At 73.2% G+C, this 12468-nt stretch carries 12 protein-coding genes and 1 tRNA gene; 10 read left to right on the top strand and 3 right to left on the bottom strand.

Annotation, left to right across the window (positions count from 1 at the left end; genetic code table 11):
- Nucleotides 1-38: 38 nt before the first annotated feature.
- Entirely contained in the window at nucleotides 39-593 is a 555-nt protein-coding gene (locus tag OG700_RS26400; protein WP_405617660.1) for a hypothetical protein, read from the top strand.
- Between the two features lie 67 nt (nucleotides 594-660).
- On the opposite strand, the gene OG700_RS26395 is transcribed toward OG700_RS26400, so the two are convergent.
- Both OG700_RS26395 and OG700_RS26390 read right to left on the bottom strand, forming a co-directional pair.
- Nucleotides 661-1617: a spermidine synthase gene (locus OG700_RS26395; RefSeq protein WP_405617658.1), complete on the bottom strand. Its 957-nt coding sequence runs from the start codon at nucleotides 1615-1617 to the stop codon at nucleotides 661-663.
- Nucleotides 1618-1662: 45 nt separating this feature from the next.
- Nucleotides 1663-2115, bottom strand: a complete 453-nt coding sequence (locus OG700_RS26390) for a hypothetical protein (RefSeq protein ID WP_405617656.1) — start codon at nucleotides 2113-2115, stop codon at nucleotides 1663-1665.
- Nucleotides 2116-2405: 290 nt separating this feature from the next.
- Between OG700_RS26390 and OG700_RS26385 the strand changes: the two genes are divergently transcribed.
- On the top strand, nucleotides 2406-3806 hold the full coding sequence (locus OG700_RS26385) for a tetratricopeptide repeat protein (protein ID WP_405617654.1): 1401 nt from the start codon (nucleotides 2406-2408) through the stop codon (nucleotides 3804-3806).
- Nucleotides 3807-3902: 96 nt separating this feature from the next.
- Here OG700_RS26385 and OG700_RS26380 read toward each other — a convergent pair whose 3' ends face one another.
- Nucleotides 3903-4499, bottom strand: coding sequence for a histidine phosphatase family protein (locus OG700_RS26380; RefSeq protein WP_405617652.1), 597 nt, complete (start codon nucleotides 4497-4499; stop codon nucleotides 3903-3905).
- Between the two features lie 232 nt (nucleotides 4500-4731).
- Here OG700_RS26380 and OG700_RS26375 point away from each other — a divergent pair, with 232 nt between their 5' ends.
- From OG700_RS26375 to OG700_RS26340, 8 genes are all read left to right on the top strand, one after another.
- Nucleotides 4732-5832 carry a phosphatase PAP2 family protein gene (locus OG700_RS26375; protein ID WP_405617650.1) on the top strand — a complete coding sequence of 367 codons (1101 nt, stop codon included), beginning with the start codon at nucleotides 4732-4734 and terminating at the stop codon, nucleotides 5830-5832.
- On the top strand, nucleotides 5732-6976 hold the full coding sequence (locus tag OG700_RS26370) for a hypothetical protein (protein WP_405617648.1): 1245 nt from the start codon (nucleotides 5732-5734) through the stop codon (nucleotides 6974-6976). The genes OG700_RS26375 and OG700_RS26370 overlap by 101 nt, the downstream gene beginning before the upstream one ends.
- Nucleotides 6967-8721: a hypothetical protein gene (locus OG700_RS26365; RefSeq protein WP_405617645.1), complete on the top strand. Its 1755-nt coding sequence runs from the start codon at nucleotides 6967-6969 to the stop codon at nucleotides 8719-8721. The genes OG700_RS26370 and OG700_RS26365 overlap by 10 nt, the downstream gene beginning before the upstream one ends.
- Complete coding sequence (locus tag OG700_RS26360; protein ID WP_405617643.1) at nucleotides 8718-10097, top strand: AAA domain-containing protein; 1380 nt, start codon at nucleotides 8718-8720, stop codon at nucleotides 10095-10097. The genes OG700_RS26365 and OG700_RS26360 overlap by 4 nt, the downstream gene beginning before the upstream one ends.
- 254 nt (nucleotides 10098-10351) lie before the next feature.
- Nucleotides 10352-10963 (top strand): hypothetical protein, encoded by a 612-nt coding sequence (locus tag OG700_RS26355; RefSeq protein WP_405617641.1) that lies wholly within the window; start codon nucleotides 10352-10354, stop codon nucleotides 10961-10963.
- 154 nt (nucleotides 10964-11117) lie between these two features.
- Nucleotides 11118-11465 carry a hypothetical protein gene (locus OG700_RS26350; protein WP_405617639.1) on the top strand — a complete coding sequence of 116 codons (348 nt, stop codon included), beginning with the start codon at nucleotides 11118-11120 and terminating at the stop codon, nucleotides 11463-11465.
- Nucleotides 11466-11583: 118 nt separating this feature from the next.
- Nucleotides 11584-12246, top strand: a complete 663-nt coding sequence (locus tag OG700_RS26345; RefSeq protein ID WP_405617637.1) for a hypothetical protein — start codon at nucleotides 11584-11586, stop codon at nucleotides 12244-12246.
- Between the two features lie 107 nt (nucleotides 12247-12353).
- Nucleotides 12354-12427, top strand: a tRNA-Lys gene (locus OG700_RS26340).
- Nucleotides 12428-12468 lie beyond the last annotated feature (41 nt).

The raw sequence follows: 12468 nt of genomic DNA, 5'->3' as shown, positions 1-12468 counted from the left end.
CGCCATCCGAGGGACAGCTGTGGGGCGGGTGGTGCAGTATGGCCCCGATGCGCAGAGGACTCGTACATGCCATGGCGTGGACGCTCGCGACCGGGGCGGCGGTCACGCTGTCGTGGTGGGGCGTGCACACGGTCGTGGTGGGCACGGTGTACGACAGGCCGCGGGCGCTCCCGATCACCGGGGAGAACGCGACGACGCAGCGCGCCCGGCCGCAGTCCTCCTCGACGCACCGCCCGCCGAGCCCGCCGCCGCCGTCGGCGTCGGCGGAGGCGCCGAAGCCCTCGATACCGCCGCAGCCCCCGGAATCGCCGGCGCCTGCGTCGTCGTCCGAGGCTCCGGAGCCACCCACGACGCCGCCCCCGAAGGCGCCGGAGAACGTGAAGAGTTACCCGGTGGACGGCGGGCGGGTCGTCTTCGATCTCGGCAGCGAATCGGCCGAGTTGGTGTCGGCGACGCCGGAGGGCGACTGGCAGATGCAGGTGTGGAAGCAGGACTTCTGGATCCGGGTGACGTTCACACGGGGCGACCGGGAGGTCTCGGTCTTCTGTACGTGGCACGACTCGGCGCCACGGGTGCGGATCGACGAGCGGTAGCGCTGTGGCGGGGAAGGCTCACCGGGTCCGATCGAGGACCGGTAAGCCTGGTACGCCGCAGGGGCGTTCAGTCGAAAGTGCCGGGCGGTGGCACGGGTGACGGTTTCGCGTGCGCGTCGGTGACGACCGCCGCGCCGCCGGTGAAGTCCGTGAGGGCGCGCCCGTGTTCCACCCGCCCCGGATGCGGATCACTCGCGACCCGGCGCGTCAGCTCGGCGACCGGCAACTCCCGGTCCGACGCGAGGAGTACGGCGTTGCCGAAGCGCCGCCCGCGCAGGACGGCGGGGTCGGCGGCGAGGGCCAGCTCCGGGAAGACGGTGGCGGCTGTGGCGATCTGGGAGCGCAGATGCGCGAGCGGGGGGCCGTCCGCGAGGTTGGCCGCGTAACACCCGCCGGGCTTGAGCACGCGCCGTACATCGGCGAGGAATTCGGCGCTGGTGAGATGCGCCGGGGTACGGGCTCCGTCGAAGACGTCCGTGATCACCAGGTCCGCCCAGTCGTCGGGCACCTTGGCGAGCCCGGCCCGCGCGTCGGTGGAGCGGACCCGGATCCGGGCGCCGGGGTCCAACGGCAGTTCCCTGCGGACGAGTTGGACGAGGGGTGCGTCCAGCTCCACGATCTGCTGGGTGGACCGGGGGCGGGTCGCCGCGACGTAGCGGGCGAGGGTGAAGGCGCCTCCGCCGAGGTGCACGACGTGCAGCGGCCGGCCGGCGGGAGCGACGAGATCGGCGATGTGGCCGAGTCTGCGCTGGTAGGGGAAGGAGAGATGGGCCGGGTCGGCGAGATCGACGTGGGACTGCGGGGCTCCGTCGATCAGCAGCGTCCAGGCGCGGGAGCGCTCACGGTCGGGCACCAGCTCGGCGAGGCCGCCGTCGACCGGCTCGGTGGCGCTCTCGCGCCCCTGCTCTCGTCCGGAACCGCGACCGGGTCCGGGTCCGGGTCCGGGACCTCGACCGGGGTCGGGACCAGGGCCGGGGGCACCTCGTCCACGTCGCCTGTTCTTCGCCGCCGGGTTCTTCGCCACCGGTCCATTGTCACCCGGCGGCGGTGGCCCGCGACGCCGACCGGTCTACCGATGGCCGTCGGCCGCCTCGATCAGCCGGGCCGCCTCACCGAGGGCTTCCCGCAGCACCGCCGGGTCCGTGACCTCCCCGGTGTCGGCGTCGGGGGGCAGCAGCCACGCGCCGCCGGTGACGGGCGGCTCGGCCGGCACCCGCAGCCCCCGGCCGGCCGTCTCCGTACACGCGCTGCCGGGCATGTCCCAGCCCGCCGCCGTGCCGGGCGGCACCAGGAATCCGAGGTTGTCGCAGTTGCCGTCGAGGAGCACGGGCCCCACCGCCGGGGCCTCGCCCGCGCCACGGCGCAGGATGTCGACGGCCTCAAGCCCCTGGCGGGCCGGCACGGTCACCAGATCGCAGGGCACGCCGCGCCCCCCGCCACAGGTGTCACCGGGCGGCAGTTCGCTCGCCTCCCCGGTGGACCTGTGCTGAGCAGGAGTCCATGAGCCGTCACTGGTCTTCATACCGACCTCCAACTCCAACAAGGGAAACCCTCCTCGTCGAGTGGAGACACGTGGCGCGTCTCCACATGGTTCAACGCGCCGCGGCGTCAACGGCTACGGCCGGAGTCCGCCGCAAAGGATGGCAGTTCATGGCAGATCGTGGGTGAGATATCCGGTTTGTAGCCAAACTCTGCGTAGGCAACTCGTCACAACCGGTACGTTCTTGGACGCCGGACCGCCGGAACACCGGTGAACCGGCCACGAGGTGAACCGGCACACAGGACCAAGATGTCCCAAGAGAGGTCTCGGCCATGGTGTCGACCCGGGCAGTTCCCAATCACACCTTCCGCCGGCTGCGCGGCCGTAGCTCGCCGGGGGAGTTCGCGGCGGTCGTACGCAGGGCCGCGCGGGAGATCGGTGAACAGGTCGCGTGCGACGCACGTTATATCGGACGGGTGGAGGCCGGCGAGATCCGCTGTCCCAACTACGCGTACGAACGCGTCTTCCTCCATATGTTCCCCGGCCTCACCCTGGCCGATCTGGGCTTCTCGGCGCGCGAGACCGTGCGTGGCCGGGCGTCCAGAGCCACGGCCGACGCCCGTCCGGCGCCGGCTCCCCTCTCGAACCCGACCCCGATGCGCGGCGACACCGGTGACATCAGCGAGGAGAGCGACGTGCTGCGTCGCGCATTCATGACGAACGGCACCGCGTCGATGGCGGTCGCTTCTCTCGGCATCGGTATCGGTGTCGGTATCGGCATCGGCGCGCCCGCCGCCGCCGTGCCCGCCCCCCGGCAGGCGGGCGAGGCCGAGGTGAGCGCCCTGGAGGAGGCGGTACGCCGGATCCGGCTGCTGGACGACCGGCACGGCGCCGACGGCCTGTACCGGCGGGCGGCGCAGCCGCTGCGGACCGCGTACGCGCTCCTCGACGCGGGCACCGTCACCCGCGGCGCGACGGCCGACCGGCTGCACGCGAGCGCGGGCGAACTGGCGATCTCGGTGGGCTGGCTGGCGCACGACTCGGGCCGGTTCGACGACGCGCGTTCGCATTACGCGGAGGCGCTGGCGACCGCACGGGTCGCCGGTGACCCGGGACTTGAGGCGCACGCGTTCTGCAACACCGCGTTCCTGGCGAGGGACGCCGGCCGGCACCGCGAGGCGGTACGGGCGGCGCAGGCCGGCCGGCGCGCGGCCCGCGACCTCGCGTCGCCGCGGCTGCTGTCGCTCCTCGCGCTGCGCGAGGCGGGCGGCTGGGCCGGGCTCGGGGACCGTACGGGCTGCGAGCAGTCCCTCGGGCAGGCGCACACGCTCTTCGAGCAGGGTCCGTCGGACACCGATCCCGAGTGGATGTCGTTCTTCGGCGAGCCCGAACTCCAGGCGCTGGAGGCGCAGTGCCGCGCGGCGCTGGGCGACTGGTCGACGGCGGCCCGGCACGCGTACCGCGCCACGATCCTCCAGGACCCGCACTTCACCCGCAATCTCGCGCTCTACCGGGCGGAGTTGGCCACGGATCTGGCCCACGCGGGCTTCCTCGACGAGGCCGCCGCCGCCGGGCACCAGGCGCTCGACCTGATGGACGAGGTCCAGTCGTCCCGTATCCAGGGCATACTCGCGGGCATGGTGCGGGTGCTGCTGCCCAAGCGGCGTACGCCGGAGGTGGGCGCGTTCCTGGACCGCCACGCGTCGACGGCGTCGGCGGCGCACCGGGGCTGATGAAGCCCGTCCGGCGATTGAGGACAAGGCACCGGCCCGTCCGGCGATTGAGGACAGAGCACCGGCCCGTCCGGCGGGATAGAAGACAGCAGCGCCTCAACCCGCGAGGTGCCCCGTGTCGTTCCAGATGTCGATCGCCGGTGCCCCGTACGCCCAGTCCAGGACCGACAGCGATGTCGGCGCCAGCCTGATCCGGGACGCGAACGACACGTCCTCGCCCAGCCAGCGCGCGCCGATCGCGCGCAGGATGTGGCCGTGCGCGAAGACCAGCGCGTCGCGGTCGGCCGAGCGCGCCCACGCCACGACCTCGTCGGCGCGTGCGGCGACCTCGGCCAGCGTCTCGCCGTCGGGGACGCCGTCGCGCCAGATGAACCAGCCCGGCCGCACCGCCTGGATCTGCGCCGGGGTCATGCCCTCGTACGCGCCGTAGTCGAACTCCATCAACGCGTCCCACTCCCGCGCCCGTCCGCCGAACCCCGCGAGCGCGCAGGTGTCGCTCGCGCGCAGCAGCGGACTGGTGCGGATCTCCGCGTCGGGCAGGGCGGACCACGGTTCCCGGTGCAGCCGCTCCCCGAGCAGCTTGGCGCCGCGTCTGCCCTCGTCGAGCAGGGGGACATCCGTCCTGCCGGTGTGCCTGCCGGACAGCGACCACGCCGTCTGACCATGCCGGGCGAGGAGGATGCGCGGTGCCATGAAAGCTCTCCCTGAGGTTCACTACGGGTGCCGTCCCATCATCCCGCACCTGAACGGAGGGCAACCTCCGGGACGATCTCGGCGTCCCCATGGACAGCCGACGGCGAGGTCACGGCGGTTCCGTTGACGCACGAGGGTTCGCAGGGGGACCCCTCGCATGCGAGCGATCGCCTACACCGTACGGTTGAACGTCGGCGGAAGGCCGCGTAAATACATGAGGGAGAGCGTCCGGATGCCGCAGATCGTCCATGCGCGCACCGCCCACCGGCCCCGCTGGTGGGCCGAACTACTGCTCCTGGTGGTGGTGTACGCGGCGTACTCGGCCGGCCGGTTGCTGGCGCGCGGTGACGTGTCGACGGCCGTGGACCACGGCCTGGCGATCCTGCGAATAGAGAAGGCGTTCTTCCTGAACGCCGAGCATCCGCTCAACAGACTCTTCACCAGCACCCCGGCCCTCGGTATACCCGCCGACTTCGCGTACGCCTCGCTGCACTACGTCGTCACACCGGCCGTACTGATCTGGCTCTTCCGCCGCCGCCCCGCGCACTACCGCGTGGCCCGCACCTGGCTGATGCTCTCCACGCTGCTCGGCCTGGTCGGCTTCACGCTGCTCCCGACGTGTCCGCCGCGGCTGCTGGACGCCAGTTACGGTTTCGTCGACACGATGGCGCAGTACAGCTCGTACGGCTGGTGGGGCGCGGAGGCGAGCGCACCGCGCGGGCTCGGCGGGATGACCAACCAGTACGCCGCGATGCCGAGTCTGCATGTCGGCTGGGCGCTGTGGTGCGGGGTGCTGCTGTGGCGGCACGGCAGGACGCGGCTGATCCGGGGACTCGGCATCGCCTATCCGCTGCTCACCGTGATCATCGTGATGGGGACGGCGAACCACTACTTCCTCGACGCGGTCGCCGGCGGCGCCGTGATGGGGGCGGGCGCGCTGCTGACGGGGCGCGCGCTGCGGACCGCCGACCGGGGTTGGGCGCTGGCGGCCGAGCGGTACGCGTTCGTGGGCGGGCTCGCGCGGCTGCCGGAACCGGTGCGTGGCGGCCCCGTCGCGGTCGCGAAGTCCTCGGACGGATCCCCGGCCGTCCACTCCCCGGCGGTCCACTCCCTGGCGGTCCACTCTCCGCCGGTCGAGTCCCCGGCGGTCGAGCCCCCTGCGGCCAAGTCCACAGCGGCCAACTCCCCGGTCAAACCTCCGAATGTCAGTGACGGATGCGAGACTTCCGCGGGTGAGCGATTCCCCGGGCAGCGCACCCGCACCAACAGCAGCACCGGCGACCCCAGCAGCACCGGGGCCGCGGCCGACGACGCTCCGGCAGCGGCTCGCTGAGCTGCGCGGACCGGACGTCGCGCCGCACCCGCTGGACGCCCGCGCGCTGGCCGCACTCGCCGCCAACCCCGGCTGCGGACGCCGCGCGCTGCTGGACGGCGCGGGCGTCGACAAGACGGCGCTCGCGGCGGCGCTCGGCTCCCCCGCGCCGTTCGGGCAGTCGCAGTTCGCGTTCATGCGCGGCAACGCCTTCGAGGCCCGCGTCAAGGCCGACGGCGGCACGGAGTTGATGCGGCTGCTGCACGAGCGCATGGGCGCGGGATCGCCGCCGCCGGTGCCCGGTGAGGTGCGGGTCCCCGACCTGTCGGCGGCCGGCCCCGAGGGCCGCGCCGCGCGTACGGCGCTGGCGCTGCGCGAGGCGACCGGCGCCGAGGCGAAGGCCGGCGCGTCCGGCGGATCCGCCGCGTGGACGCTGCTCGTGCATCCGCTGCTCGCGCTGGAGGTGGCGGGCTCGCCCGCCTATCTGGAGCCGGACGCCGTGGTGGTGCATCCGGACGGCCGGTGGACGGTCGTGGAGATCAAGTCCTTCCCGATGATCGACAGTTCTGCCGACCCGTCGAAGGTGGGCGCCGCCGCGCGGCAGGCCGCCGTGTACGTGCTGGCGCTGGAGCGGGTCGCCGCGCGGGTGACCGGCGCCCGGGTGGACCACTCGGTGCTGCTGGTCTGCCCCAGGGACTTCTCCAACCTGCCGACCGCCTCGGTCGTGGACGTACGCAAGCAGCGGTCGGTGACCCGGCGGCAGCTGACCAGGCTCACACGGATCGAGGACATCGCGGCGACCCTGCCCGAAGGCACCAGCTTCGATCTGGAGCGGTGCTCGCCGGCGGAGCTGACGGCGGCGGTCGACGCGGTGACGGCGGCGTACGCGCCCGAGTGTCTGGCCGCGTGCGAGCTGGCCTTCCACTGCCGGGGCCGGGCGCGGACAGCCGGGGCCGTGGAGGCGCTGGGACGGGGTGTACGGGGCGAGTTGGGCTCCCTGACGACGGTCGGCGCCGTACTGGCGGCGGCGCGCGGCGAGTCGGCGCCGGGGACCGCCGGCGACGATCCGACGGTGCTGGCGCTGCGCCGGGCCGCCGCGCTGCGGGCCGAGGCGCTGGGGTCCGTGTCCGTCGTCCCGGAAGGCGCGGTCGCCGGATGTCGCTGATCAACACCCTGGCCCGGCTGGAGGCCGTCGAGAGCGGGCGCGCGCAGCCGCTCGCCACCATGTGCCACCGGCGGCTGTCGGCGCGCCCACTGGTGTTCGTACCGCTCACGACGGCCGGTGAGGCCGGTGCCCCGCTCGGCGCGCTCGTGGGGACGGACCGCGACGCGCCCCGGCTGCTGACCGTGGCGCAGCCGCGCGACCGCGATCTGCGCTTCGCGTTCCTCGCCGATCTGGCGGAGGTGCTGCTGCCCCATCTCGACGCGTACGCGGACGATGTGGAGCCCGCCGAGCGCAGCGAGACCGACCCGGAGACAGGCAAGCGCGTCAAGGTCGAGGTCGAACTGTGCGTGGACGCGCCGCAGTTGATCGTGCCGAACCGGCCGGGTGTCGACTTCGTACGGCTGCTGGGGCGTTCGATGCGGTTCCGGCGTACGGCGGAGCAGGACCCGGACACGCCGTATCCGGCACCGGCGCGGGTGCCGCTGCTGGGCCGCTGGCTGACGCACTACGGCGAGCGGGCGCGGGTGCCGGGGTCGTCGCTGCTGCTGGCGGCGACCGATCTGCTGAACAGGCACTGGGCGACGGGGCAGTCCAACCTGGAGGACCAGCATCTGGGGGCGTTGCTGGCCTGGATCGACCCGCCGGACGGCGGGTCGGGCCGGGACGCCGCGCTGCGCGCGGAGACGGAGCGGGACGGCCGTGGGCAGTTGAGCTGCCCGCCCGCCGGTCCGGCGACGGACCCGGCGTTCGACAACCGGCTGCTGGCGCCGGCGATCGACGAGTACGACCGGGCGCGGCAGTCGCTCGGGGCCGCCGAGGACGGGCTGGGCGCGGACGAGCAGTTGGGCCGGCTGACCAGGGCCGAGCGGGAGATCAGGGCGCTGCTGGCGAGCCAGTCGCGGCCGACGTGGGACGCGGTGTGGCGGGGGCTCGACCTGCTGCGGGAGCTGCCCGAGGGGGCGCGGGTCGCCGACCGCTGGACGCGCGACCGGTGGTCGTTCACCGGCCATCGCGACCGGGTGCGGTCCGGTGAGCCGCCGCAGCCGCGGCACGACGACGCGGTGACGGCGGCGCAGAAGCTGGCCTCGCGGGAGACGGCGCAGGCGCAGCTGGAGGCGCAGGAGGCGCTGGACGACCCGCTGGTGCTGGCCGGGCGGCGGTTGTCGGGCGAGGCGTTCATCGGTGAGGTGACGGACGTGGTGATGGCCTACAGCGAGAGCAAGCGCCCCAGTCCGCGCCCGCTGATCACGCTGTACAGCGAGGACCGTCCGCAGCTCGGTGAGCGTACGAAGGTCTACCGCTCGCTGGACGGCAAGCCGCAGTCGGCCGAGTTCGTCGGCCGAGGACCGGACGGGCCCGGCGGGGACGACGGGCACGACGGGCACAACATCCTGGTGGTGCGGCTGACGGACCGGATGGGGCGGGGCAAGGAGCCGGCCGAGGGCTCGCTCCCGGAGAAGGGCGACCGAATCGCCTGGACCCTGTTCGAACACGACCAGCGGAGCGGCCCGAAGCTGCCTTCCACGGAGGAGACGCCGTGGACGCACGGGGGGCCGCCGGGCACGGAGGGGGCGGGTGCGACCGCGGCCCCCGCTGCCGGTGCCGGTGCCGGTGGCGCCGACGCGGCCGGTCCCGTCCTCGGAGCCGTACACCTTCCTGAGTCCCGCGCGCCCGCCGGTGAGGCGCCCATGCCACTGCACCCACTGCCGCTTCCCGATCCGGTGACCGAGGAGGACTTCCTATGACCGCCGCCACCGCGTCCGACCGGGCCGGATTCGACCCGGGCGCCGAGGCCACGCGGGCGACCGACGCGATCCTGCACGACACGCTGTACGGGGCGTACCGGGGCGTGGTGGTCGACTCGCCGCCCGGCGCCGGGAAGTCGACGCTCGTGGTGCGCGCCGCGCTCGAACTGGCCGCGGCGGGGCGGCCGTTGATGGTCGTCGCGCAGACCAACGCGCAGGTGGACGACCTCGTCACACGGCTCGCCGAGAAGGCCCCCGACCTGCCGGTCGGCCGGCTGCACAGCAACGACCCCGATCCGTACGACCCGTCGCTCAACGAGTTGCCCTCCGTACGGAAGTCGGCGAAGGCGGGCGATCTCGCGGGCCTCGACGTCGTCGTGTCGACGGCGGCCAAGTGGGCGCACGTGCAGGGTGTCGAGCCGTGGCGGCACGCGATCGTGGACGAGGCGTACCAGATGCGTTCGGACGCCCTGCTGGCCGTCGCCGGGCTCTTCGAACGGGCGCTGTTCGTGGGCGACCCGGGCCAGTTGGACCCGTTCAGCGTGGTCGGCGCGGACCAGTGGGCGGGACTGTCGTACGACCCGTCGGCGAGCGCGGTCGCCACGCTCCTCGCGCACAATCTCGAACTGCCGCAGCACCGGCTGCCGGTGTCGTGGCGGCTGCCCGCGTCGGCCGCGCCGCTGGTGTCGGACGCGTTCTACCCGTACACACCGTTCCGCAGCGGTACGGGCCCGGCGGACCGGCGCCTGACCTTCGCCGTCCCCTCCGACGGCTCGGGACCGGACCGGGTGGTGGACGAGGCGGCGGCGTCCGGCTGGGGTCTGCTGGAGCTGCCCGCGCGCCGTACGCCCCGTACGGACCCCGAGGCGGTACGGGCGGTGGCCCTGGTCGTCCGCAGGCTGCTGGACCGGGGCGGCGCGACGGTCGGCGAGCGGGGCCCGGACGCCGCGCCGCTGACGGCCGACCGCGTCGCGGTCGGCACGGCCCACCGCGACCAGGCGGCGGCGATCCGCGCGGCCCTCGCGGAGCTGGGGGTGGCGGGGGTGGCCGTGGACACGGCGAACCGGCTCCAGGGCCGTGAGTTCGACGTCACGGTCGTCCTGCACCCGCTCTCGGGCCGCCCGGACGCGACGGCCTTCCACCTGGAGACGGGCCGCCTGTGCGTGCTCACCTCACGCCACCGGCACGCCTGCATCGTGATCTGCCGCGCGGGCGTGCCGGAACTGCTGGACGAACACCCCTCCACGGAGCCGGTGCAGCTGGGAGTCACGATCAAGTTCCCGGACGGCTGGGAGGCCAACCACGCGGTGCTCTCGCACCTCTCGGAACACCGGGTGAGCTGGACGCCAACTCCCCGGCCTTCACAGCGTCGGTGAACGGCGACCACGACTGCGTCGTCATCGTGACGACCTCGGCCCGCGGTGCTTCCTCTCGCGACGAGCAGGAACTTCGAGGGGTTTGTCGTCACAGCCCAGAGATGCTTCTGGCCTGTTTGATCAGCCCATGGACGGTTCTCATCGGGAATGCCCGAGGTTAGGCTGAGCCACCACTTGGTCGGTGCCCGGCAACCCGTGGGGCCGCCGGGCACCGACCCGGTCCACCCCTCACACAGGAACCGCGAAACTCGAACATGCTCGGCTACTGGCTCGCGACCGTGCGCCGCAGCGCCATGTCCACCGTCCTGACTGCCGTCGTCGTCAGCGGTGCCATGGCCGGTGTACTCATATCGGAGGACACGAGCGCCTGGGCGGGCTCGCTGCTCCAAGGGACGCTCTTCGGACTTGCGGCGGGAGCCGTCCTCGCCGTCGCGATCGCCACGTCGAACACGTGGAACGCCCGACGCACGACCGCACGGCACGGGCTGCCGCTGACGGCGAAGGCCGCGTTCGTGCCGTGCACCGCCGAGATCCGCGTCCCGGTGCCCACCGGCACGACTCCCTATCAGCTCACCGACAGCGTGCTGCACGCCCTCAAGAAGGTGCCGGCTCCCCGGATCGACGAGGTCGAGGAGTTCACGCACGGCAAGCTCACCGTTGTCTGTGGCAGTTCCTCCGGCAGCCCGGTGCGGCTGCGCATCTCGATCGTGACCGACCGGAACAGCGCGAGGGTGACGATGGACTCCCGCCCCGTGACCACCTGGAAGCGACTGGACGGCGGCGCGAGCTGGAGCGTCCTCACGGCCTTCGAACCGCATGTCGGCAGGGCCGTCCGATACGACACGGACGGCCCGAACGGCGACTGAGCGTGCCCGGGACCACCGTACGGCCGTCCGAGGCCGTCGGGCGGGGTCTGAGGCCCCCTTGCGCGGGGCGGGACAATGGACGGTGGCCGAAGCGACACGGACGACTTCACGGGCGACTTCACAGACGCCCGCACCAGGAGCAGCAGGAGGACACATGGCGGATTTTGAGTCGAGTCAGCGACGGCTGCGGCCCGCCCCGCTGCTGTTCGAGCCCTCGGAGGCGGCCTCCGATCCGGAGCGTTTCTTCGATCTGGAGTCGATCGACGATCCGGCCGCCCTGCTGGACCGGGCCACCGAGCTGACGCTCGCCTTCCGGGCTGCGACCGACCGGGCCGTGGAGTTCCAGGCCGTCGCCGCCGCACAGCTCGCCGATCCGCGGCGGTTCGACCGACTCACTCACGCGGACATCGCCGAACGGGCCGAGTGGACCGAGGACTACGCCAGGAAGATGGTGGAGTTCGGGCGCGATCTGCTGCGGATCGGGCGCAGGCCCGGGGAGTGACCGGACGGGGTCCGTCTGGCATATGCCGGGCCGTAGGTTACGCCTACCCGCACCACCCTGTCCCGGTTTCCGGCAACTCCCAGGAACGGGACCGTCACTCCAGGTAGATGTATTCGCCATGAGCGCATGGCTGCGAGATGAGTCCCCCCTGAGTCCGGGCGCCTGCGACGACGAGCGCCGGACCGACATCTTCACCTATCTCCGCGAGGAGGGCCGCCACCACGCCGCGCAGGTCACCGCCGCCGGCGCCGGCTGGCTCGCCTCCGCAGGGCCGTACCCCCGCTCCACGCTCTCCCTCTGGGAGGCCCGGCCGACCGCCCCCGGTGTACTGCCCTGCGGTGCCGTATTCGATGTCGTGAACGTGCCCGCGATCTTCGGCAGGCGCATGCTCGACCGGCTGTGGTCCGAGGGACCGGGCTCCGGGCCGGTCGCCACGCACCGGGGGCGGATGATGCTGTTCGCTGCGCCCGGCGCCGCCCAGCGACTGCCGTCGCTGCTGTCCTGGGAGGAGTGGGGGCGCTCGGCGCCGGAGGGCGCGGCGCCGGCCGTTCCGCCGCTGCTCTGCCACGGTTCCGGCGACGCGGTGACCGTCCCCTCACTGGTCCCCGGCAGCGGCCCGGCCCCGCGCTGGGTGGTGGCCCCCGACACCCGCCATCCGTGGCTGCCGGGTCCCGAGGTGCTGCTGTGGGCGTGCGTACGGGCGAGCCGTCCCACCCTGCGGCGACCGGTCACCCGCCTCGCGGCCGGCGCGGTGCGCGGCCTGCCGGGTTCGCGCCCCTGAGCCTGCCGGGTTCCCCGCCCCTGAGCAGCGCACCAGCGCCTTCCGGGGCCTGTCATATCGATTTTTCTTCGCACCGATCCTGGTGCTAAGGTCTACGACGTCAGCAGGCGCCGCTAGCTCAGTTGGTTAGAGCAGCTGACTCTTAATCAGCGGGTCCGGGGTTCGAGTCCCTGGCGGCGCACAGACAGGGAAAGCCCCTCGCGAGAGCGAGGGGCTTTCTCG

It is taken from the genome of Streptomyces sp. NBC_01508, assembly GCF_045040315.1.
GTDB lineage: Bacteria > Actinomycetota > Actinomycetes > Streptomycetales > Streptomycetaceae > Streptomyces.
The sequence above is the reverse complement of the archived record's forward strand: the minus strand, read 5'-3'. Positions and strand labels throughout refer to the sequence as shown.